The following is a 22,776-nucleotide window of genomic DNA, read 5'->3' on the forward strand; positions in this document are numbered from 1 at the left end:
CGACGGCTGGGATTAACGGGAATCGCCGCAGCCAGTGGTCGAACGGACGTATCCGTGCCCGTCGTATCGAGCGGCGTCGAACAGCGGTCGGATCGGTCGGTCTGGTCGGGCCGACAGCGCAGCGAGGAGTTTGATGCGGGCCTTTTGCGCGGAGAGGTTCGACGCGAATATCGCACCAGCCTCCTCGAGCACTGCAGCACCGCCGTCGGCTCCGTACACCGGCGAGACGATCCCATCGCGACAGCGTGTCGTGATAACCACGTCAACTCCGTCGTCGATTGCAGTACGAATTGCGTCGGCGACGGCGCCGGGAACGTTTCCGAGTCCGAGTCCGTCGACGACGAGTCCATCGACGCCGCGATCGACGGCAGCAACGATCTGCGATCCGGTCGTGTCCGTCGATGTCGCGACGATTTCGACGGTCGCCGTCACGTCTCGGACGGGAATCGTCGCTGACAGACTCTCGGGGCGGCGATAGAACCAGAGTCCCTCCGGCGTCCGTTCGGCGACCGGGCCGTAATTACCCGAGTCGTACGCCGTGAGGTTGCTGCTGTGGCGCTTGGTCACCGGTCGCGCCGCGTGCAGTCGATCGTTAAAGAACACGTAACTCCCTGATTTGATGTGCTCGTGGCTCGCCGTGTCGAGCGCGCCGCGAACGTTCGCCGGGCCGTCGGGACTGACCGCGTCGTGTGGCCGCTGTGCACCGGTACAGACGACCGGCGAGTTCACGTCGAGGACGAGGTCCAGATAATAGGCGGTCTCTTCGATCGTATCGGTTCCGTGGAGGATTACGACGCCGTCGACGTCGGAAGCGACGGCGCGAACGCGTGCGGCCAGTTCCACTAAGTGATCGAACGCCAGTTCCGAACTCGGCGTCTGCGTGAGTTGCTCGAGTTCGATATCGACGTCGACGCGCTCGACGCTCTCGGGATACGCCTCCAGCAGGTCGTGTCCGGATTCGGTCGGAACCGTGCCGGTCTCACTCGTTGTCCCTGCAATCGTCCCACCGGTCGCTATGACGTGGACCGTTGCCATACGTCGTACTGGACGAACGGACCGTATAGTAGTTGTGATCAGTCGCTCGTCCCAGCCCCCGCGTTCGATACCGATGGCTCGTCTCTCGTCGGCTACTGAAACCTCGTCGGCTACTGAAACTGAACTCGCAGAAGATCGGATACGGCCGGGAGAGTCGCGTTCAGAGACCGATCATGACGAACGCGAAGACGAGACCGAGATAGACGGCGACGACGCCGACCGCGGTCAGCGGAATCGAGGCGATGTAGTCGTAGGTCCCGTTAAACTGGGTTGCGCCGGACCGATTTCCGTTCTCGATCGCGTCGGTATCGATCGTGCCGTTCTCGATAGCCTTCGCGGTCGGCATGATTTCGGGGAGATTCTTCCGGCGAGCGTCCAGTTTGTTCAGCGCGACGACGACGCCCGCGGTGAGGACGACCGAGAGTGGAAGCAAGACGAGCGCCGACGTGAGTCCGGCGGCGTACAGCAACAGCGCGATCACCGTGACGCCGGCCGCGGTCATCGCGAACGGAATCTGCGTGGACACGTGGTCGATGTGGTCCGAGCCGGCGAAGATCGACGACATGACGGTCGTATCGCTGATCGGCGAGACGTGGTCGCCCCAGATCGCACCGCCGAACAGCACGCCCATCAGCACTGGCAGGATCGACACGCCGACGAGTTCGTAGCCGAGTGGGATCGCGAGCGGCGTCAGGATCGCCATCGTCCCCCAGGAGGTCCCCGTCGTGAACGCGATGAACATCGCGGCGACGAAAATGAGCAGCGGCAGGAACGAACCTGGCACGCCGCTGTCGACCATGACGTCGACGATGAACTCGGCGGTGCCGACCTGTTCGGCGGCGTGGCCGATGCTCCAGGCGAGCACGATGATCGCCGCCGCGATCATCATCGTCTTGAAGCCGCTGATGATGGTGTCGCCTGCCTCGTCGAGGTCCATCGTCCGGAAGCCGACGGCACCGAGCATGCCGACCGCCATGAACGCGAACGACCCGTAGAGCAGGCCGAGTGCGACGTCGGTCTCCTGGAACGCGGTCGCGATGTCGACGCCGGGCTGGTGGCCGCCGCCGAGCCACCACATCGAGACGAGTCCGACGACCAGCAGCGTTAGAATCGGCGCGAAGAAGTTAACCAGCGTCGGGTTCTTCTCGCTGGGCTCGCCGACGTCGGTTTCGATGTCCGAGAGCGGGGTCGCGTCGTCTCGCTTGGTCTTTTTCTCCTTGCGCGACCGCCATTCAGCGTCGAGCATCGGGCCGTAGAACCGCTGGGTGATCGAGATGAACCCGACCATGAAGAACGCGAGAAAGCAATAGATGTTCCACGGAATGCTCTGCAGGAAGAGCCCGAAGGCGGTGAGACCGACTTCTTCGGCCGTGAACTCAGCGGCCTCGAAGCCGACGATGATCATCGACACCTGGTAGCCGATCCAGTTCGAAACGGGGCCGAAGGTCGTCACCGGAGAGGTGGTCGAGTCGAGCACGTACGCGTGCATCTCGCGGGACGTGTGGTTCTCCTCGGAGAGTTCACGCGTCGCGTTTCCCGTGACGATGGTGCTTGTGTATGAATCGAAGAAGATGAAGATTCCGATGAGCCACGTCAGGATCTGCGAATCGCGGGCGGTGTTCACCCGGTGGCCGATCCAGTTCTGGAGCGCGATGATCCCGCCCGATTTGTGAATGAACGCGGCCCCTGCCCCCATGAACATGATCAGGATGAGGAATTTCGTATCGAACGGCGACCGCACTACTTCGACGATCCAGTCCATCGATAACGCTGTCGCGGCGATCGGGTTCCAGTCGGCGATCAGCAACGCGCCGGCCCAGACCCCGGCGAACAGCGACACCAGTACCTGCCGCGTGTACATCGCGAGTGCGATCGCGAGCAGCGGCGGTACCAGTGACAGCGCTCCGTACGGCAACGCCTCATATGACATACAGTCACAACCGAGATTGGCAATACTACTTAAGTCTTTTGGAAACCGGCTGGAAAGCGGTCATCCGTATTGGTCAGTGGGGTATCGCTTCGAATATCTACGGGGATCGTGCTGAAATCGATGGCGCGCCCGATTCCACCGCTCAGATGAGTCCCTGCGAGTCGAGTTCGGTTTCGAACTCGGGGACGACTCGCCGGAGGATGTCGGGAAATTCTCGGTAGAGATCGTCGTCTTCGATTCGGTAGGCCGGTCCGGAGACGGTAAAGCCGCCGATGATACTGCCGGACGGATCTTCGGCGACGACGCCGGCGACGCGCTTTCCGGGGATCGATTCCTGGTCGTTGATCGCGTAGCCTCGCTCCCGAATCCGCGCGAGTTCGTCGTCGAGCGCGGCTCGGGACGTGATCGTTTGCTCGGTGAGCTGGGGGAGTCCCCAGCGGTCGATGATTTGATCGATGCGAGACGGCGGGAGTCGAGCGAGGATCGCTTTTCCGATCGCCGTCGTGTGCATGAACTCGTAGTTATTGAGTCGCGAACTCGGAGTCGCTGAGCTGCCGACCGAGTCGAACAGCGTGACGATGCGGCCGTTTTCTTCGATGCCGAAGTCGGATTCCTCGTTCGATTGCTCCGCGAGTTCGATCACGTACTTTCCGGCGAGTTCGTAGATCTTGCTGCGGTTTCGAACGTACATCCCGAAATGGTAGAATCGGCCGCCGAGTCGGTACGTATCGCCGTTCGAGACGACGTAGCCGTGTTTACCGAGGGTATGGAGATGTTTGTATACCGTACTTTCGGAGAGATCGAGCGTAGCCGCCAACTCCGCCGGCGTCGCCCCGTCTCGCTCTTGAATCGTTTCGATTACCGCCAGCGACGTTTCGGTCGTCGTCAGCAGTTGACTGTCGGTCATTGGTCGTCGTTCTCCCGCCGACCAGATAAATCCACGCATCATAGAACGTTTTCCAGGCTGCCGTCCGATCGAGAGACACGGTGATCGAGAGAAGTTTTACCGGAATCAGCCCGTCTACGCGGTGTCCCGATAGAAAGCGTCGCCGACTGAGGCGTTCGCAGTCGGAACGGGCGTATATCGAAGGACCGGTCGTTCGTGATGGCAGTAATACCCTGCTAACGGGAGCACTTGCGGAACTATTTCTCGAATCGGAGCGATCCGGTCGTACCCGTAACCCATCCTGTCGGCTGCCGACGGATGGCTCCATGATATATAGACGGACGCTGACCGCGGTCGAACGGCGACCACCAATCCATTTACAACTGTACATTCGTAATACGCTGCGATACTCGTGACACGCTCTCGTCTCCGCACTTGACCTCGTTCGACAGTGTCGAACCGCTGCGATAGTTCTATTATCGTGGGTGTGATCGCCACCCACATGGGATCGACAGACCGAAAGCAGATCAAGTCGACGCGAACCGCGTTCTCGATCGTCGAACGGATATCGTCGACCGACGGTGCGACCGTCTCCGAACTCGCAGAGACGCTCGGACGCTCCAAAAGCACGGTTCACGCTCACCTCCAGACCCTCACCGAAATGGGATACCTATTCCGGATCGGTGATGAGTATCACGTCGGTCTGCCGTTTCTGACGCTCGGTGGTGCAGCCCGAAGCACCGATCGTTATCAGAACCTGTACCGGGCGGCGAAGGCGGAAATCGACGACATCGTCGATCAAACCGGTGAACGCGCCCAGGTCGTCGTCGAGTACCAGGGCGAGGGCATCTACTTTTATCAATCGCGCGGGCACCGATACGTCCAGACGGACTCACAACTCGGGACGAGCGTGTCGCTTCACTCCACGGCGGTCGGGAAAACCATCCTCTCGGTCCTCCCCGACGACCGCGTCGAGGAGATCCTGTCGAACAGCGAGTTACAGCCGCGAACGGCAAATACCGTCGTCGACCGCGATGAACTCCGGGAACGCATCGAGACGATCCGCGACCGTGGATACGCCTATGACAGGGAGGAACGGATCGAAGGCATCTGCTGTGTCGCCGCCCCGATCGAATGCGGTCCCGAGACGATTGCCAGTCTGAGCGTGACGGTCCCGACGAAACGCGCCAGCGGCGAGTACTTCGAAGAGGAACTCCCGACGCTCGTCACGAACGTCGCGAGAGTTATCGAACTCAACACGCAGTATTCGTAGCTGCGGTCGCGTTCGATCATATCGATTCGTCGTTCGATGGCTCTCCGGTGAATCGGCGCGACGGATCTCCTGCGACGGTTTCGAGGTTTCCCGAGCCACAAGCCATATTACGCTGGTTGTGACACGTCGTATGTGGATGAGTTATACAGACCTGAAAGCCGGGCTCCGCAGCGTCGCCTTTACCACGGCCGTCCCGTTCAGCGACGACGGCCGAGACGTGCAGTTCGACGCGTACGAAACCAACCTCGAGGCGATCGAAGCCGCGAACGGTTCGCTGTTTATCCCCTGCGGGAATACCGGCGAGTACTACTCGCTGACTCGCGACGAACGCGTCGGCGTCGTCGAATCGACGGTCGACGCCGTCGCCGGCGATAGCACCGTGGTCGCCGGTGTGGCCGGCAGCACGAAACACGTCGTCGATCTGGCGGCGACCTACGACGAGTTCGGCGTCGACGGGATCATGATCATGCATCCGGATCACACGTACCTCCACGAGGAAGGGATCAGGCGGTACTACCGCGATATCGCGGCGCGAACCGACCTCGGAGTGGTTATGTACAAGCGCGGCCCCGAACTCAGCGACGACGCCATCACCTCCCTCTCGACGGTCGAGAACATCGTCGGCGTCAAGTACGCGGTCAACGACGTGCAGGCGTTTTCCCACCTCGTCGATCGCGTCGACGACGAGTTCGTCTGCATCAACGGTATCGCGGAGCGATTCGCTCCGTCGTTCGCGCTCGAGGGGGCCGAGGGATTCACGACTGGCATCGGAAACTTCGCGCCGGCCGCTTCGATGGCGCTACACGAGGCGATCGAAGCGGAGGACTACGAGCGGGCGCGACGTATCCGAAATCGCATCCGTCCTTACGAGAACCTGCGGGCGGAATCCGGCCCGAACAATCCGTTTGCGGCCGCCAACAACGTGCCCGCGGTCAAGTACGGCATGGATCTCGCCGGCCTCGTCGGCGGCCCGGTTCGGGAACCGCTCGTCGATCTCTCCGACTCGGACAAGGAGCGGGCCGAAACGTACTACACGCAGATCGTCGACAGCGGGGACGCATAAGATGACCGTGAACTCGTCCGAGTCCGTTCGGACCGACGCTGGCGCTCTCGAGACGTTCACTGCGCGGACGCTGGACGCGGCCGGGCTCTCTGCATCCCACGCCGACACGGTCGCCGAGACGCTCGTCGACGCGAATCTTCGCGGCATCGACACGCACGGCGTCGTTCGGCTGGACCCCTACGTCGAACGGATCGAATCCGGCGGGATCGAGACGGAACCCGACATGACGATCGAGGAGACGGCGGCTGGAACCGCGATCCTCGACGCCGACGGCGGGGCCGGACAGGTGAGTACCGTTCGAGCGACGGAGACGGCGATGGAGCTGGCGGCCGAGACCGGCTGCGCCTTCGTCGGCGTCCGCAATAGCAACCACTTCGGCACCGCCTCCTACTATACGAACGTCGCCGCCGAACACGAGTTCATCGGAATCGGGATGACTCATGCGGGGCCGAACGTCGCGCCGTTCGGCGGCACGGACCCGTACTTCGGGACGAATCCGCTCTCAGTCGGACTGCCGTCGAACCTCGGCTATCCGGTCACGCTCGATATGGCTACGAGCGTCACCGCGAAGGGAAACGTCATCCTCGCGGCGGAAGAAGGCGAGGAGATCCCGCCGGAGTGGGCCGTCGACGGATCGGGCGACCCCATTACCGACCCAGAGGATTTCCACGCGCTCAGACCGATGGCCGGGCCGAAGGGCTACGGTCTCGGCCTGGTGGTCGACGCGTTTTGCGGCCTCCTCCTGGACACGGCGTTCGGCGACGACGTGCCCACGATGTACGACGATATGATGACGCCGGCCGGCCTGGGGCACATGATCGGGGTAATCGACGTCTCCGCGTTTACCGATCCCGAGGCGTTCAAAGAGCGCTTGTCCGTCATGGCGACGGACCTCAAATCGACGCCGCCCCGCACCGAGTTCGACGAGGTGTTGCTTCCCGGCGAGCCGGAAGCGCGGACGAAAGACCGGCGCGAACGGGACGGCGTTCCGATCGGCACCGGCGTCCGAGCGACGCTCGCCGAACTCGCCGAAACATACGGCATCGACGAGCCGCCGTGGCAACCCGTTGAAGACGGTGGCTAGTGCAAGCGGCGACCGATCAAATCCCAGTACGCACGAGTGCTCGCTTGCCACCGGACGTAATCGTCAGTGCCGGTCCCTGGAGCCGCGCCATCGACGCGAGCACCGCTGTCGATACAGTGTGACTCGGCGGAAGCTATTTGGTCCGATACGAGGACGAGTTCACCGTAGATGACAGCACTCACTCCTGCGACGACGGCCGACTTGCCGATGCGCGTCGGTGTACGGACGCGGACGCTCGCGGACGACCGGCTCGCGTACTGCAAACAGATCGGCGTCGACGACGTTTTCGTCGATCACCGACTGCCCCGCGGCGACATCTTCACCGACGAGGGCTCTGCCGACGAGACGACGATCACGATCGACGAGGGCGTCGTCCCGTCGGTCTCCGAACTCGTCGAGGCGCGCGAGCGAGCCGCCGAACACGGCCTTCGGTTCATGGGCATCCAGTCGCTGAACTACAACGTCTACGGGAAGATCATGCTCGGCAAACCGGGGCAGGACGCCCAACTCGAGACGATTACTGAACTCGTTCGGAACCTCGGCGAGGCCGACGTGCCGATCCTCGGCTACCAGTGGAATCCTCGCGGCGTCGTGCCGATGCGAACGTCCGAGTCGACGCCCGTCCGCGGCGGTGCGGCCTCGAGCGAGTTCGACATCGAGGCGCTCGACGATCCGTACGAACCCGTCGAGAGCCTCGATCGGGCGTACACCGAGGCCGAACTCTGGGAGAACTACGAACGATTCCTTGAGGAAGTCCTCCCGGTAGCCGAGGAGGCTGGCGTCACGATGGCGTTACACCCGGCCGACCCGCCGACGGTCGAACAGCTTGGCGGGATTCCGCGCCTCTTTCGCGACGTGTCGGCGTTCGAGCGCGCGATGGACGCCGTTCCGAGCGACAATCACGGCCTGAAGCTGTGCCTGGGCTGTTTTTCGGAGATGCCCGACACCGATGTCGAGGCGGTCGTCCGAACCTTCGGCGAGCGCGACGACATCGTCTTCGTCCACTTCCGCGATGTCATCGGGACCTGGCCGTCGTTCAAAGAGACGTTTTTGGACGACGAACACAGTAATTACGACGAGCGATCGGTCATGCGGACGCTCCACGATGTCGGCTTCCAGGGCGTGGTCGTTCCCGACCACGTTCCCGATATGGTCGGCGACACCGACTGGGGCCACCGGGGCCGCGCACAGGCAGTCGGCTACCTCAACGGCCTCAATCGGAGTCTCCGGTCCGACTGATCGAATCGCGGAACCGCGAACGCAGAATTGCGGAATCGCGGTTCGACGGCGCTTCGATGAGCGCCGGTCCTCAGACGATCTGGTTTTCGAACTCGTCGGTCTCGCCGCGCACGTACCGGTCGTAGTTCGACGCGAAGATGTCCGCACAGCGATCGAGATAGTTCGGCGTCGACCCCGCCATGTGCGGCGTGATGATGACGTTCGAGAGGTCCCACAACGGCGAGTCCGCCGGCAGCGGCTCCCGGCGTTGCACGTCGAGTGCGGCACCGCCGATCCTCCCCTTCTGAAGCGCGGTGATGAGCGCCGGTTCGTCGATAACCTCGCCCCGGGCCACGTTGAGTACCACGCCGTGCTGGGGCATCGACTCGAACTCGCGAGCGCTCAGTAAGTTTCGAGTCCCGTCAGTGAGCGGGCAGGCCAGCGCCACGTAATCGGAGCGTGCGAGGAGCGCGTGCAACTCGTCCGGTCCGAACATCTCGTCGATAGCGTCGTGACCGCGATCCGGCGACTGCCGGAGGCCGAGGGTCGTCATCTCGAACGCCGACCCGAGTTCGGCGATGCGACCGCCGATTTCGCCGACGCCGACGACGCCGAGCGTTCCCTCGGCGAGTTCGCCGCCGCCGAAGTGACGCCACTCCCGCCGCGCCTGTTGGCGAAAGCCCTGTCGGAGGTTTCGCTCGAACTGCAGCATGTACCCGAAAACTTGCTCCGCAGCGGGATTTGCGTGGACGCCGGAGGCGTTCGTCAGGCGAATGTTCCGGTCGCGGAGCCGTTCGATGTCGTAGTGATCGACGCCGGCGCTAAGCGCCTGAATCCATCCTATCGACGCCGCCTCGGCGAGGAGTTCATCTGGGAGCGCCCGCGTGATGACGATCTCCGTGGCTTCGTCCTGCAGCGCTCGTTTCGACTCCTCGTAACTGTAGGCCTTCGTGAGCGGGATCTCCGGATTTCGATCGTGGACCGCAGCGGCGAGTTCGTCGACGGATCCCTGGTGTGGGGCTTCGTGCATCACGAGGGTAGTCGCTGTTTCGGACATACCGTGTGCTGTGTTACCTGTCAGCAAAAACCTGCCGGCAGGGAGAGTGACTGTCAGTGGCTACTGCAGGTCGTCGATACTGTCGATTCCCTCCATCGAGGGCTGCGTTCGCTGGAGGTCTCGTTCGAAGGCGCTCCGATCGGTGGCGCGGACCAGACCGAGTTCGGCGTCGGTTCCGAGCGCGAAGTCGGCGGCGATCGAGCGGCGTTCCCGACCGGTGGCCGTCGGCGCGACGACGACCAGTGCGTGAGCCATGAGAACCGGGACAACGAGACCGGCATAAACCGTTTTCGCCGGTTCGTTGCTGCTCGTGAGAAGCAGCCAAAGGATTAACTAGTCCAGTCGTGACCACCTTCGTATGGCTCATGGGAGCGACTACCATAGCAGACGGACTGTTCTCAAACGGACCGCCGTCGGTGCGAGCGGACTCGGTCTGACGGCGGTCGCGGGCTGTCTGGGCGGCGGCAGCGGGGCCAACGAGATCACGATCGCGAGCACCTACGAACCCGGTCACGTCGTCGTCGACGCGGCCGAGGAGTTCAAGTCGATCGTCGAGGAGGAAAGCGACGACGAACTCGAAGTTACCGTGTCCGAGGGTGGAGCCTACGGCGGCGAGGAGGAAATTTCCGACCTCTGTCGGGAGGGGACGGTCGAGGCACACGCCGATTCGCGGTGGCCGTACATGATGTACGCCGAAAACTACTCGTTTGTCAACATCCCCATCGTCTTCGAGGACTACGACCATCTGACGCGGGTGACCGAACATGAGGACTTCCAACCCGCACACGAGGAGATGCGCTCGGACGGCAACCAGTTCATGATGGGCGAGTGGATCTACCGGGGTCTCAGACACTTCACGTCGAACGAACCGGTTCGCGAGCCGAGCGACGTCGACGGCATCGAGTTGCGACTCCCCGAAATCGATGAGTGGGTCGACATCTGGAGCGAAATCGGTGCCAACCCGACGCCGGTCTCACTGGACGAACTGTACAGCGGCCTCCAGACCGGCGTTGTCGAGGCCTCGGAGGGCGACGTTCCGCAGATTCACTCGTTTAACCTCCAGGAGGTCCAGGACTACCTCAGTCTTACCGGCCACCACGTTCAGGTCGGTGCCCTGTACATGAACGACGAGTTCTATCAGGGACTCGACGACGCGCATCAAGAACTCGTCGACGAGGCGTCGGTGGAGGCGACACAGCAGATTTCCGCCGACGCGCGGGAAAACGAGGAGACCCTGTTTCAGGAACTCGAGGACGCCGGCATGGAGATTATCGAGGATGTCGATCAGGATGCGTTCCGGAACGCCGCCGAGCCCGTCGTCGAGGAAATGTTTGGCGATTGGGCCGGCGAGTGGGACGATTGGCGACAGATCTGACGGTTCGGTTCCCGTGAGCGATTCCGGCGGGGCTCTCGTCTCACCGCCGCAACCGCGTCTCGGCCACTGGTGGGATCGGCGATACAGTACGTGACGTGACCCCGTACTTTCATAATCTATGGTATGGTAACACGTGGTGTATGGAGATCGATCAGCGACTCGGGTTGAAACAGGATACGCTGTACGATACGCTCGTTCTCTACGCGGGTGGACTCATCTTCGCGACGACCATCCTCATGGCGACGTTGCAGGTCGCCATTCGACTTCTGAACTTGCCACTGGACTGGTACTGGACGGAACCGGTCGGTCGGTTCGCGTTGATCATCGGGACGTACTTCGGCGCGGCGATCGCCGCTCGCAACAACGAAAACATCAAACTGGAGTTCCTGCTCGACCGCGTCGGGAAGCGGTATCCGCGGGTCAAGTACGCCGTCGACGTGTTCGTTCTCCTCGTCGTCGTGTCGACGCTCGCGGTCGTCGTCTATCACCTCGTCCTCGGCGGGATCAGCAACCTGGATACCCAGATCGTCGGCCTCTCGTGGGCAACGCTCGGCATGATGTTTCTGCTGATCGCTGGCGGGCTCGGGCTGATGCTCGTCAACGAGTTGATTAAACTGTGGCACCTCGTCAGTGATGAGGTCCGCGGGACGACCATCTGGAAGCGCCTTCGAGAGGTCCGGTCAGAATGAACGAACTCTTGCTCCTCGCAATCTTGTTTCTGGGGCCGCTGTTTCTCCTGTACGGCCTCGGTGTTCCGGTCGCCATCGCGATGCTCTCGACGAGCATCGTCGTCATGCTCGTCCCCGGCGTCGGAACCGGATTCGACCCGGGATTGATCAACAGCCGCCTCTTCAACGGGGTCAACAGTTTCGTCCTGCTCGCGATCCCGTTTTACGTGTTGCTCGGGCGGCTGATGAACGCGACCGGTATGACCAGAGATATCTTCGACGTCGCAAACGCCGCGGTTCGACAGTTCCGCGGCGGCATCGCATACGTCAACGTCGTCGCGAGCATCCTCTTTTCGGGGATGTCCGGACTCGCACTGGCGGACGCCGCCGGTCTCGGCCGCGTCGAGTACAGCGCGATGCGCGACTACGGCTACGAACGGGACATCTCGCTCGGCGTTACGGGCTCCTCGGCGCTTATCGGTCCGATCATCCCGCCGAGCGTTCCGGTCATCCTCTATGCCGTCCTCGCCGAGGAATCTATCGGCCAGTTATTCCTCGGCGGCATCCTCCCCGGTATCCTCCTCGGACTGATGCTGCTCGCGTTCGTCTTCCTTATTGTCCGCAAACGCGGCTACGACAGCGGTGAGCCGTTCAGCCTCCGCTATCTCGTTCGAACACTCAAATCTTCCGTCATCGCGCTCTTCATCCCCATTATCATCATCGGCGGCCTCCTCGGCGGTTGGTTCACCGCGACGGAGGCCGGCGCGGTCGCCGTCGTGTACGTTATCGCCTACGGCTTCCTCTCCGGACAACTGACCGTCGGCAACCTCGTCGACGAAATTTCGGACGCAACCGTCGAAACCTTCTCGCTGACGTTCATCATCGCCTCCGCGACCGTCTACGGACTCGTCGCCCTGCAACTCGGCCTCCCGACGCTGATGGCCGAGGAGATCACCGCACTGACCGAGAACCCGACGCTGATCCTCGTCCTGTTCGTCCTCATGTTTCTCATCATCGGTACCTTCATGAGCGTCACCGCGTCGATTACGATACTCACACCGATTCTGATCCCCATCGTCGAACTCGTCGGCATCGATCCCGTCCACTTCGGCATCGTCATGATCCTCGCGCTGATGGTCGGCACGCTCACCCCGCCGTTCGGCGCACTCCTGTTCGTCCTTGAGAAAGTGACCGACGCTTCCCTCGAACAGGTCATCCGCTCCGTGGTCCCGTTTTACATCCCGATCCTCCTGGCGCTCGTCATCCTGATCTTCGTTCCCGAACTCGTCACGTACGTTCCCCATACCGTGATGGGGTAGCGGTCTCCGGTATTTTTCGCTCGTATTCCACCGTTTCGGGTACACTGTCTCCCTCCAGACGCTGTTGAGGCACCCACAGCGAGACCGCCGTCTCGCTACCGGCCCAATCCCCGACGGGAACGATCGGCCGATCGGGACGAAACGACTTTCATCACCGTTGTCGTATTCGACGATCAATGGTCAAAACCGCAATTCAGCTGTACACGCTCCGCGAACTCGACGAATCGCTTCCGTCGGTGTTGCGTCGCGTCGGCAAAACGAGCTTTGACGGCGTCGAGTTCGCCGGCGCGGACGACCCCACACCGGAAACGGCCACAGTCCTTGCGGACACCGGCCTGACCGCCGCCGGAGTCCACGTCGACATCGAGTCGCTCGAGGACGATCTCGACGCCGTCGTCTCGGATTCCGCTGCGCTCGGGACCGAACGGCTCACCGTGCCGTATCTGGCCGCGGAACACTTCTCGACGACGGACGCAGTTCGAGAGACCGGAACCCGACTCGAAACGCTCGCTACCCGGCTCGAGATGCGGGGCTTCGAACTCGGCTACCACAATCACGATCACGAGTTCATCGCGGTCGAGAGGCAGGGTCACGCGGACGACGGCCGAAGCGCCTTCGAACGCTTGATCGAGGACACCGACGAGTCGCTCTCGATTGAACTCGACGTGGGGTGGGCGGTCGCCGCGGGGTACGACCCGGTCGCGTTGCTCGAGCAACTCGAGGGGCGCGTGCCGCTCGTTCATATCAAGGACGTCGCCGATGGACGGCCGGTCGAACTCGGCGAGGGGGAGGTCGACCTCGAAGCGTGCGTGACGGCCGCCCGCGATGCCGGCGTCGAGTGGCTGATCTACGAGCACGACGAGCCCGCGGATCCCGTCGCCTCGCTCGAACGCGGTGCGGGAGTGCTCGAATCGCTGCGTCCCTGATACGGTCTGCCGTGCCGATTTCCCGGCACGATCCGGACAGTCGCGGGTGCACCGGAACTGGCTGCCGGCTGCCGTATGAGTCGTCGCTGGGCCGAGTTGTCACCGGGTTCGACTGCCCCGTGCCCCGTGAATCGGATGGAAACGCAGGGGCCGTTGTGGCCCGGCTCAGGGAGAGAGCGAAAGCGTCTTCGACCCGGTCGTGGAATTGCCGTCATCCAGGTAGTAGTCGATCGTCAACGAGACCGTTTCACCGACCATGTCGACGGGAGAACCGTCGTCTTCGAACTGATAGAGATACAGTTCGCCCGTCGATCCCGGCGAGAACACGGCCCACCGGCGGTCGCTGTCGTCGTGCCCGTCGTTTCGCAGGTCGATCGAGCCGGGAAGCGAGAGGCCGTTGTTGATATCGGCGGCGCTGTCCTGGATGTCGGCGTCGACGTACAGTTCGCTTAGCCACTTTCCTTCCTCCATCGAGTGATCCGAGAGTTCGTCGATGGCCGCGTTCGCCGGCTCGATCGTCACGTCGGTGATGTTCAGTTTCGAGTCGAAGTTGTTCGTGACGCTGAGTTGCAGTCCGGATCGTTTGTCGTGTGAGTCGACCGACGCGTCGACCGCGGTCACGTCGTCGTTGTACTCGAAGTCCGGCGTTCCACCACCGCCGCCGTTCCCGGTACGCGGCGCGCCGATGTCCGCGGCCGGTTCCTCGGGACCGAACGCGTTGTTCGATTCGTACATGTTCGTCCACGAGGAGACGCCCGTCTGGGTGTACGCGTACTGATCGCCGCCGGTGGTTCCGGCCGGCGGTTTCTCCTTGTGTTGGAACCAGTTGTTGTCGATATCGCACCGATCGTCGGGCGCTTCCCGTATCTTGATGTACTCCTGCGGGCCGCCATCGCGATACTCGTCCGGTTCGCCCTCCACTTCGTTCGTGTACCGGAAGGTGTTGTGATGGATGTAAATCGTACTCCCTGCCACGTCGCGGTCGCCGCGATTTGTCGCCCAGTTGTGCATATCGAAGGCATGACTTACCGTCCGGTCGTCGACGATGTTGTACCGGGCCTCGTAGCCGTTTTCCGGGTTTCCGAACCCGTCGATACAGTGCCGATTGAGGTCGAAGTAACAGTACTCGATCAGGTGCTGGTCGCCGTTCAGCAGGTCCACGCCGTATCCGAGGTGTTCCATCGCGTTCGTGTGGATCGAGCAGTGATGGACGTGCGTCCCGGTCGGGCAACTCGTGCCGCCGTTCGCGTTCGCGCCGAGACGAACCGCCCCGCTCGTCCACCCCCAGAGGTGGCAGTTGTCGATTTCGACGGTCCTGCTCGATTCGGTGTTGTACACGAAGATTCCGGCGGACTCTTTCTCGGTGTATCCCGGTTCGTCCGGATCTTCCGGCGGATCGAAGTAACCGCCGGGGAACGGGCCACGAAGCTGTATCCCCGTGACGCGAACGCCGGTCTCGTAGGAACTCCGGAACAGCGATTCGCCGTTCATGCCGCTATCGACGTGCAAGAGCGCACCCTGCGAACCATCGATTCCGCGCCCGCTCGCCAGGGTCACGTCCGAGGGAATTTCGATGTTCGATTCCCCCGTCATATCGATCGTCGCTCCGCTGTCGACCCAGACTACATCGCCTGCACCCGCGTTCTGCAACGCGGTTTTCAGTCCGGAACCGGTGCTGACTGTCGTCGTCGCATCGCTTTCGGTAACATCATTGGAGTACGCCGCCCCACCGCCGATTTCCGAGTCGGCTGGCGATGGATCGGCCGTCGAAACCGCACCAGCGGACCCGGTATCGGTATACTCGTCTACCGCTGCGAGCGTCCCGACACCAACGGTCGCAACGGCACCCAGACGGAGGTATCCACGCCGCGAGACGGTACTTCGGGTTGACTTCTCAGGATGGCGGTCTTTCGATGCCATGGATGATCGCAATACAATCTCGAACTTCACAGTTTCCGTTCCATTGAAAGTAAAATATTTACGTGGTTTATATATTTTGTATAGCGGACACAACGGTGAGAATATGGCCATTCGTTTCGCCTCTCGTATACTGTGACCACCGAAGTCACTCGTCATCCCGAACCGAGACCGTTTTCGACAACCGGTATCTACTCCGAGGCAGAGACGAGTTCACGCCGCTGCTCTCGAAGCAATCGCCCGGACAGACGAATTGTCGCACCGGAGCGACGACCGACACACGAAGCGCGCGGTTATCGATGGCTGAACTCGTACTGGAGACGGCGGGCGAAGTCGTGAGTGATCCGTCGGTTGAACGCTTCTCCCAATAATAGTACTACCAGCGATATGAATATGAAACTGACAATTCTGTTGTTATCGCGACGGATACGAGCGAATCCACCGCACTTATCCACGTCAATCATCGAGGGACAGTATCGACATGACTTCGACGCAGGCAGCGGGTCGGACGGCCGAAACGCAGGTGATGGGTATTTTGAACGTCACGCCGGATTCGTTCTCCGATGGAGGCAGCTATACTGCGGTTTCGGACGCGATCGCACGCGCTCGAAAGATCGACGAAGCGGGAGCAGCCATCATCGACATCGGTGGGGAAAGTACCCGGCCGGGTGCTGATCCCGTGTCAGTCGATGAAGAACTCTCGCGTGTCGTCCCCGTCGTCGAGCAGATTGCCGACGATCCCGATATCGAGGCGACGATCTCCGTCGATACGTACAAACCGGCGGTCGCCGAGGCGGTCCTCGACGCCGGTGCCGACATCATCAACGACCAGAACGGACTCGATGATCCCGATATGCGATCGCTCGTCGCGTCCCGGGAGTGTACGGCGATTCTCATGGATGCGGTCAATATCCCCGTCGAACCCGAGTTCACCCCAGCCGCCGACGATATCGTCGCTGCAGTTTGCGAGCGGCTGGAGGAACGCGTTGAACGTGCTCGGAGCGCGGGTGTTGCCGACGATCAGCTCGTTCTCGATCCCGGAGTCGGATTCGCGACGGGCCCGGGTGACGATCTCGAACTCATCGCTCGAACCGACGAGTTCAGCGCGCTCGGCTATCCAGTTCTCGTTGGCGCGTCACGCAAGTCGTTCACGAAAGCGATCGTCGATCAGCCGCCCCGGGAACGGGTTGCACCGAGTCTCGCTGCTCACCTTGTCGCTGCGAATCACGGGGCGGATATCGTTCGCGTTCACGATGTCGCGGAAACGGTGTCCGCCCTCCGCACGGCAGAAGCATTGTGGGAGCATCGACCTCACACTCGCTGAGCCGAGATGTTGTGTTTGAAACGCGGTAAATAGCCCAACCACTAACGAATCGTTCACTTCTTCACTTTTTCACTTCAGCCGACCTCGTTGGGGCTCGCCGGCACTCGGTTTCGGATCATCCGCACCTGTCGACGTGTGCCGGTCGGATGCTGTTTCCACCGATTCTCACAGGAAAACAGGACGAATACCTCGGCCTGCGCCGCCTGTCGATCATCTTTTCTCTCTTTGCGCATCACGGGGGTAACTTTCCTCTAAACTCTCCAATGACTACTTATGTATTGAACAACTAATTAGGAGTACTACCATACTATCATGGTTGCGATACAGGTCGATGGCTTGTCCAAGACGTTCGGGGAGACGACTGCGGTCGACGACCTCTCCTTTCGCGTCGAGGACGGTGAACTGTTCGGGTTGCTCGGTCCGAACGGCGCAGGGAAGTCGACGCTCATCAACATGCTCGTCACCCTGCTTCGTCCGTCATCGGGGACCGCAACCGTCAACGGCCACGATATCATCGAAGAAACAGCGGCCGTTCGCAACAGCCTCGGGATCGTCTTTCAGGAACCGGCGCTGGACGAGGAGTTAACCGGTGCTGAGAACCTGACGTTTCACGCCCAACTATACGGACAGCACAAGGCCGACCGCGACGAGCGCATCGACGAGGTATTTGAACTCGTCGGCCTGGAGGCGGAACGCGACGACCCCGTCGGATCTTACTCCGGGGGGATGAAACGCCGTCTCGAAATCGGCCGCGGACTGTTGCACGAACCGTCGGTACTTTTCCTCGACGAGCCGACGGTCGGACTCGACGCGCGGACGCGAAGAGACACGTGGGAGTACATCCAGCGGATGAACAACGAAGCCGGGGTTTCCATCGTTTTGACGACCCACTACATCGAAGAGGCCGAACAGCTCTGTGACCGCGTCGCCGTCGTCGATGACGGTGAAATCGCAGCCATCGATACGCCCGCCGCTCTCAAGGACTCGCTCGGCGGTGATGTCGTGATCTTGGAGGTCGACGGATCACTGTCGTCGTTCTGTAGTCGATTGGATGGCTGTCCGTGGGTCATGGAGTACACCGCCAGTCCAACCCAGGTACGGATCACGGTAGAGCACGGCGAGACTCGCATCGCCGACCTCGTTCGACTGGCCGATGAGACCGGCGTTGCGATCGCGTCCGTCGATATTCACAAACCGAACCTCGAAACCGTCTTTCTTTCACTGACCGGTACAACGATTGCAGAACGCGAGTCGAACTCGTCCAGTGATGCGAACGATAGCGCTCTCGAGGGCACTCACTCGTCTACGACGGCCGATCGACGCGCGTCGACGACACCGGAGGACGACGAATGAACCTCATTGACCCGCGAAGCATTTACGCGCTCTGGCGACGCGATGTCACGCGATTCGTCCGAACGCCCTCTCGAATCATCGGATCCATCTCGATGCCGCTTTTGTTCCTCGTCTTCTTGGGATTCGGCTTTAGCGATGCCGCCATTCCCGGGTTGCCGGCGGGTGTCGACTACCTCCAGTATCTCGTCCCCGGAATGGTGGGGTTTACGATGCTGTTTGGCTCGTCGTTCGCCGGGCTTTCGATCCTCTCCGATCAGGATGTCGGCTTCCTGAAGGAGATTCTGGTCGCCCCTGTGAGCCGCACGTCCATCGTTCTCGGACGGATCGCCGGTGGATCCACGACGGCTCTCGTGCAGGCGGTGCTCATTCTCGTCCTGTCGGTTCCGCTCGGATTTCGATTCGACAGTCTGCTCTTGTTGCCGCTCGCGGCGGTTTTTCTCGTGCTCATCGCGGTGACGTTCGTCGGATTCGGGGTGGCGCTCGCCTCGCAGTTTAGCGATAGCGAGGGATTCGGACTGATCATCCAGTTCGTCATCTTTCCACTCTTCTTCCTTTCGGGCGCGCTCTACCCGGTTGAGAGCCTTCCGGACCCGATTCGGATACTCGCGTTCATGAATCCGCTGACCTATGGTGTCGACGGATTGCGAGCGGTGTTAGTCGGCTCGGCCGCGTATCCCCTCCTCCTCGATTTCGGCGCGCTCGTCGTTTCGTCGGTGCTGATGGTCGCCATCGGAACGTATCTCTTCGAACGCGTCGAAGCAGTCTGAGTTACGTCTTCGTCTCCGTTCGGTGCCGCGTATCGCTCAACCGGCAGTCACGACCCGCTTACGACCCGACCTTCCGCCGGTATTCGGACCATAGTATCCACACGTGTCGTTGTACGGGATTGTTTCGTCGTCCCACTGACAATCACTGTCGAAAACGAAAACAATAGCTTTTAGGTATCAGCGTAGAGGACACGGGCGTGAGTCGTCTCGATACGCGCGTTCTCCTCTGTGGCTTTCTCGTGATCGGGTTCATAATCGGTCCTACCGGCCTTGCTGGAGCAACGATCGCCGGTCACGCAGACGCACAGACGGCCTCGATAGGACCCGCCTCGCAGGCACAGTTTGCACAGACCGAGGCCGACAGTGCGGATAACGACACGGTCCGCCACGAAAACCCCGACGAGTACAGGGAGTCCGGAAACCCGGCGACACTCGAAACGTGGCTGATGGATCGGATGGTCGAAAACATCGACGAAAGCGCCGTCCAACTCGAGGACGGAAACTACGACCGCGCCGGCCGATACGTCGGGGACGACTACGATGCGTACCTCGATCAGTACCTCGACGTTGCCGCCCAAACGGAGGGCGAGGACCACGCCGAACTGTTCGAGGCCATACGCGAAGACCAAACTCGGGTAACCGATGCGGCACAACGGTATCAGGAGCTCAGCGACGAGTACGAACGAGCACGAGACGCCGGTGACGAGGCTCGCGCTCGCGAACTCGCACGTGAACTCGACAACGTCGCGACTACCGCGACCGAAACGGGGACGCAGTTGCGCGACCAGTACGACGAACTCGAGGAGTCGACCGACGCGAACCTCTCGGAGTCAGAGCGCTCGATAGAGACGGTCACCGACGACATTCGATCGTCCCAGGAGACGATTCGGGAGGAACAATTCGTCGCAACCGGACTCTCGGTCGACGCCGACCGCGAGGAAATCTCGTTCCTCGAACCGCTTACCGGCACGGGGCGGTTGCGAACGGCCGAGGGAGAGCCCGTCGGAAACCGACCGATCGAACTCGAGATCGGAAACGGCTCCGTGCGGACCGAAACGGACGCCGATGGCGTGTTTGAGTTCGAATACCGGCCGGTGGAGGAACCGCTGACGAGCGAGGAACTCGAAATCGAATACGCGCCGGCCAACGAATCGGTCTACCTCGGCAGTGAGACGAGCGTTCCGGTTTCGATCAGCCAGACGGAACCGAGCGTTACGGACCTCGAAACGCCGGACGAGGTTACCTATAACGACAACGCGACCGTCTCCGGAACGCTCGTCGTCGACGACGTTCCCGTAGACAACGCGTCGCTCGCGGTAACGCTCGGCGACGAGCGGATCGAAACCACCGAAACGACGAACGGGTCGTTCGATATCGATGGTACCGTTCCGGCGGGAGTTCCCGCCGGCGAGCGCGAGTTCGGCGTTCGCGTCGCACACGAGGACCGCGCTCTCGCCGCCACGCCGTTGACGAATCAAGCGACCGTTCGCGAAACCGACAGTGAGCTTTCGGTGACGGCGACGCGAACGGCTGCCGACAGACGGACGGTCGACGTCAACGGAACGCTGGAGACGGGAGATGGCGAGGGCGTTGCCGGTGAGGCGGTGCGAGTCGACGTGGATGGGACGACGGTCGATACCGTCTCGACGGACGAGAACGGAGCGTTCGGTCTCACGGCGACGCTCCCGGAGGGAAGCGAGGACGTCGAGGTCGTTGTGACGTACGACGGCTCGGAATCGAACGTCGCGTCCGCGACCGCGAGAACGACGACGGGCTCGACGGCCGTCGCGAGACTATGGGGGCGACTGCCGATGTGGGCGCGGATCGGCATCGGTATCGGGGTGCTCGCTACGCTCTGTGCCGTCGTCTGGTGGCGGCGATTCCGTCCTGCGGGCCCGGCGGATACCGCGGCACGAGAGCGCTCGGAGTCGGACGATGGAACCGCACCCTCGGTCGCCGATCGCTCGCGGATGGAGATCGCCCGTTCGCTGCTCGAACACGGTCGCGAGTGTCTCGCGGACGGCCGGCCCGAACAGGCCGTTGAGATGGGTTATGCAGCCGTTCGGCATGCCCTTTCCGGCCGCGAGACCGCGAGTTCAGCGCTGACTCACTGGGAGTTTTATCGGGACTGGCAGCGCGGGCGGGACGCGGCGTCCGTCGACGGCGAGGACGACGCGGCGCTCCTTCGCACCGTAATCGAACGCTACGAACGGACGACGTTCGGCGTGGCGGACGTGTCTTGCGAGGAGGCGGAGGTCGTCCTCGAATCGGCGACACGATTGTGCGAGATGGGATCGTCGCCGTCTACCGAATCCGCACGGGCGGGCGGGGACGCGTAGTCGTACCCGGTTCTTACGATCGCCCGTATCGGGACTCGGTAGTGGTTCGCACCGGCTAACTTTCTCCATTGCCGGTTGTTGCTCGATACGAATGAGCGGAGTCGGTACGTTGTGGCAGATCCTTCCGCGCCCGATCCGCGAACTGCCGGCGGATCTGGTCGGAACCTGTATGACCGTCGTCGCGACCACCCTCGCGGTGTTTCTCCCGATACTCGAGGAGACGCCGGTCAGAGTTCCGCTGGGGCTTGCGTTCGTGCTGTTCGTACCCGGGTATGCGCTGGTGTCGGCGTTGTTTCCTCGCGGACGCGGCGCTCGGCGATCCGGGCCTAGGTCCGGGTCCGGGATTGAATCCGAGTCAGAGGATGATGGCGAGGAACCGCGTCCGGATGACTCGCTCCTGTCGTGGCCACTGTCGCTGGAGGCCTCGCTTACCGGCGGTGAACGCTGCGTCCTCGCGGTCGCGCTGAGCGTGTCGGTCGTGCCGCTGGTCGGACTGGTCTTGTACTTCGGCCTGGGAACGGTGGCCGCCCAACCGCTCGTCGGTGCGCTCAGTGCGATTACGCTCGTCGCGACGCTTATCGGGGCCAAGCGACGGCATGCGCTTCCTCCAGCCGAGCGTTTTCAGCCCCCCGTCGAACGGTGGATCACCGCCGTTCGCGCCCCGGTATCCGCCGCGGAATCGCGGCCCGCCGCGGCGATCCACATCTCCGTCGCGATCGTTCTCCTTCTGGCCGTGAGCAGCATCGGGTACGCCGTCGTGGGTCCCCAAACGGGCGAGCAGTTCTCGGAAGTCTCCATCCTCACGGAGACGAACAACGGCGAACTCGTCGCCGGTAACTACCCGACGTCGTTCGACGATGGAGAGAGCCACGAACTCGTATTCACCGTCGAGAACCGGGAGCGACGGACCGTCGGCTACACCGTGGTCGTCGTCGAACAGGGCGTCGAGAACGACTCGGTCGTCGAACAGCGCGAACTGAAGCGGTTCGAAACGGAACTCGAACACGGGCGGACGTGGAATCACGCTCACGACGTACAGCCATCCGTGTCCGGGGAAACCGTTCGTCTCGCCTGGCTCGTCTATCTCGACGGAGACGTTCCCGAATCGCCATCGCTCGAGAACGCGGACTACTCGACGCACCGGTGGGTCGAGGTGTCGGCTCCGGCGGAACCCGAGGAAGGGGACGGAGGGGGAACGGAAGCGGATGAGGACAGGTAGCGTAGCGGTTCGGTCGGCGATCG

The 22,776-nt window shown here is 62.0% G+C and carries 20 protein-coding genes; 13 read left to right on the forward strand and 7 right to left on the reverse strand.

Annotated features, from left to right (window positions below):
* Positions 1 to 12: 12 nt before the first annotated feature.
* The 3 genes from SM755_RS21660 to SM755_RS21670 form a co-directional block, all read right to left on the reverse strand.
* Positions 13 to 1,035, reverse strand: coding sequence for an asparaginase (locus SM755_RS21660; RefSeq protein WP_323174511.1), 1,023 nt, complete (start codon positions 1,033 to 1,035; stop codon positions 13 to 15).
* A 160-nt stretch (positions 1,036 to 1,195) separates the two neighbouring features.
* Positions 1,196 to 2,965, reverse strand: coding sequence for a Na+/H+ antiporter NhaC family protein (locus SM755_RS21665; protein ID WP_323174512.1), 1,770 nt, complete (start codon positions 2,963 to 2,965; stop codon positions 1,196 to 1,198).
* Positions 2,966 to 3,107: 142 nt separating this feature from the next.
* Positions 3,108 to 3,872: an IclR family transcriptional regulator gene (locus SM755_RS21670; RefSeq protein WP_323174513.1), complete on the reverse strand. Its 765-nt coding sequence runs from the start codon at positions 3,870 to 3,872 to the stop codon at positions 3,108 to 3,110.
* A 481-nt stretch (positions 3,873 to 4,353) separates the two neighbouring features.
* On the opposite strand from SM755_RS21670, the gene SM755_RS21675 reads away from it, so the two are divergent.
* From SM755_RS21675 to SM755_RS21690, 4 genes are all read left to right on the forward strand, one after another.
* Entirely contained in the window at positions 4,354 to 5,124 is a 771-nt protein-coding gene (locus SM755_RS21675; protein WP_323174514.1) for an IclR family transcriptional regulator, read from the forward strand.
* A 136-nt stretch (positions 5,125 to 5,260) separates the two neighbouring features.
* Positions 5,261 to 6,187 (forward strand): dihydrodipicolinate synthase family protein, encoded by a 927-nt coding sequence (locus tag SM755_RS21680; protein WP_323174515.1) that lies wholly within the window; start codon positions 5,261 to 5,263, stop codon positions 6,185 to 6,187.
* A 1-nt stretch (position 6,188) separates the two neighbouring features.
* Positions 6,189 to 7,271 (forward strand): Ldh family oxidoreductase, encoded by a 1,083-nt coding sequence (locus tag SM755_RS21685; protein ID WP_323174516.1) that lies wholly within the window; start codon positions 6,189 to 6,191, stop codon positions 7,269 to 7,271.
* Positions 7,272 to 7,478: 207 nt separating this feature from the next.
* On the forward strand, positions 7,479 to 8,510 hold the full coding sequence (locus SM755_RS21690) for a mannonate dehydratase (RefSeq protein WP_323174643.1): 1,032 nt from the start codon (positions 7,479 to 7,481) through the stop codon (positions 8,508 to 8,510).
* A gap of 70 nt (positions 8,511 to 8,580) precedes the next feature.
* Here the strand turns inward: SM755_RS21690 and SM755_RS21695 are convergent, their stop codons facing one another.
* Together SM755_RS21695 and SM755_RS21700 are read right to left on the reverse strand one after the other, a co-directional pair.
* Positions 8,581 to 9,546, reverse strand: coding sequence for a D-2-hydroxyacid dehydrogenase (locus SM755_RS21695; RefSeq protein ID WP_323174517.1), 966 nt, complete (start codon positions 9,544 to 9,546; stop codon positions 8,581 to 8,583).
* 60 nt (positions 9,547 to 9,606) lie between these two features.
* Entirely contained in the window at positions 9,607 to 9,801 is a 195-nt protein-coding gene (locus SM755_RS21700) for a hypothetical protein (protein ID WP_323174518.1), read from the reverse strand.
* 103 nt (positions 9,802 to 9,904) lie between these two features.
* Between SM755_RS21700 and SM755_RS21705 the strand changes: the two genes are divergently transcribed.
* The 4 genes from SM755_RS21705 to SM755_RS21720 all read left to right on the forward strand — a co-directional run bounded on the left by SM755_RS21705 (position 9,905) and on the right by SM755_RS21720 (position 13,834).
* On the forward strand, positions 9,905 to 10,921 hold the full coding sequence (locus tag SM755_RS21705; protein ID WP_323174519.1) for a TRAP transporter substrate-binding protein: 1,017 nt from the start codon (positions 9,905 to 9,907) through the stop codon (positions 10,919 to 10,921).
* A 140-nt stretch (positions 10,922 to 11,061) separates the two neighbouring features.
* A complete protein-coding gene (locus SM755_RS21710) occupies positions 11,062 to 11,610 on the forward strand; it encodes a TRAP transporter small permease subunit (RefSeq protein ID WP_323174520.1) in 549 nt (182 codons plus the stop codon).
* Positions 11,607 to 12,908: a TRAP transporter large permease gene (locus SM755_RS21715; protein ID WP_323174521.1), complete on the forward strand. Its 1,302-nt coding sequence runs from the start codon at positions 11,607 to 11,609 to the stop codon at positions 12,906 to 12,908. The genes SM755_RS21710 and SM755_RS21715 overlap by 4 nt, the downstream gene beginning before the upstream one ends.
* A gap of 176 nt (positions 12,909 to 13,084) precedes the next feature.
* Entirely contained in the window at positions 13,085 to 13,834 is a 750-nt protein-coding gene (locus SM755_RS21720) for a sugar phosphate isomerase/epimerase (protein ID WP_323174522.1), read from the forward strand.
* 165 nt (positions 13,835 to 13,999) lie between these two features.
* Here SM755_RS21720 and SM755_RS21725 read toward each other — a convergent pair whose 3' ends face one another.
* On the reverse strand, positions 14,000 to 15,754 hold the full coding sequence (locus SM755_RS21725; RefSeq protein WP_323174523.1) for a hypothetical protein: 1,755 nt from the start codon (positions 15,752 to 15,754) through the stop codon (positions 14,000 to 14,002).
* A gap of 478 nt (positions 15,755 to 16,232) precedes the next feature.
* On the opposite strand from SM755_RS21725, the gene folP reads away from it, so the two are divergent.
* Positions 16,233 to 17,075 carry a dihydropteroate synthase gene (folP, locus tag SM755_RS21730; protein WP_323174524.1) on the forward strand — a complete coding sequence of 281 codons (843 nt, stop codon included), beginning with the start codon at positions 16,233 to 16,235 and terminating at the stop codon, positions 17,073 to 17,075.
* 74 nt (positions 17,076 to 17,149) lie between these two features.
* Here folP and SM755_RS21735 read toward each other — a convergent pair whose 3' ends face one another.
* Positions 17,150 to 17,308, reverse strand: coding sequence for a hypothetical protein (locus tag SM755_RS21735; RefSeq protein ID WP_323174525.1), 159 nt, complete (start codon positions 17,306 to 17,308; stop codon positions 17,150 to 17,152).
* Positions 17,309 to 17,387: 79 nt separating this feature from the next.
* On the opposite strand from SM755_RS21735, the gene SM755_RS21740 reads away from it, so the two are divergent.
* From SM755_RS21740 to SM755_RS21755, 4 genes are all read left to right on the forward strand, one after another.
* Positions 17,388 to 18,428, forward strand: a complete 1,041-nt coding sequence (locus tag SM755_RS21740; RefSeq protein ID WP_323174526.1) for an ATP-binding cassette domain-containing protein — start codon at positions 17,388 to 17,390, stop codon at positions 18,426 to 18,428.
* Positions 18,425 to 19,195, forward strand: coding sequence for an ABC transporter permease (locus SM755_RS21745; protein ID WP_323174527.1), 771 nt, complete (start codon positions 18,425 to 18,427; stop codon positions 19,193 to 19,195). The genes SM755_RS21740 and SM755_RS21745 overlap by 4 nt, the downstream gene beginning before the upstream one ends.
* A 197-nt stretch (positions 19,196 to 19,392) precedes the next feature.
* Complete coding sequence (locus tag SM755_RS21750; protein WP_323174528.1) at positions 19,393 to 21,534, forward strand: hypothetical protein; 2,142 nt, start codon at positions 19,393 to 19,395, stop codon at positions 21,532 to 21,534.
* Positions 21,535 to 21,625: 91 nt separating this feature from the next.
* Complete coding sequence (locus SM755_RS21755; RefSeq protein ID WP_323174529.1) at positions 21,626 to 22,753, forward strand: DUF1616 domain-containing protein; 1,128 nt, start codon at positions 21,626 to 21,628, stop codon at positions 22,751 to 22,753.
* Positions 22,754 to 22,776: the final 23 nt, after the last annotated feature.

Source organism: Natrialba sp. PRR66 (assembly GCF_034808065.1).
In the GTDB taxonomy this organism is placed as follows: Archaea; Halobacteriota; Halobacteria; order Halobacteriales; family Natrialbaceae; genus Natrialba; species Natrialba aegyptia.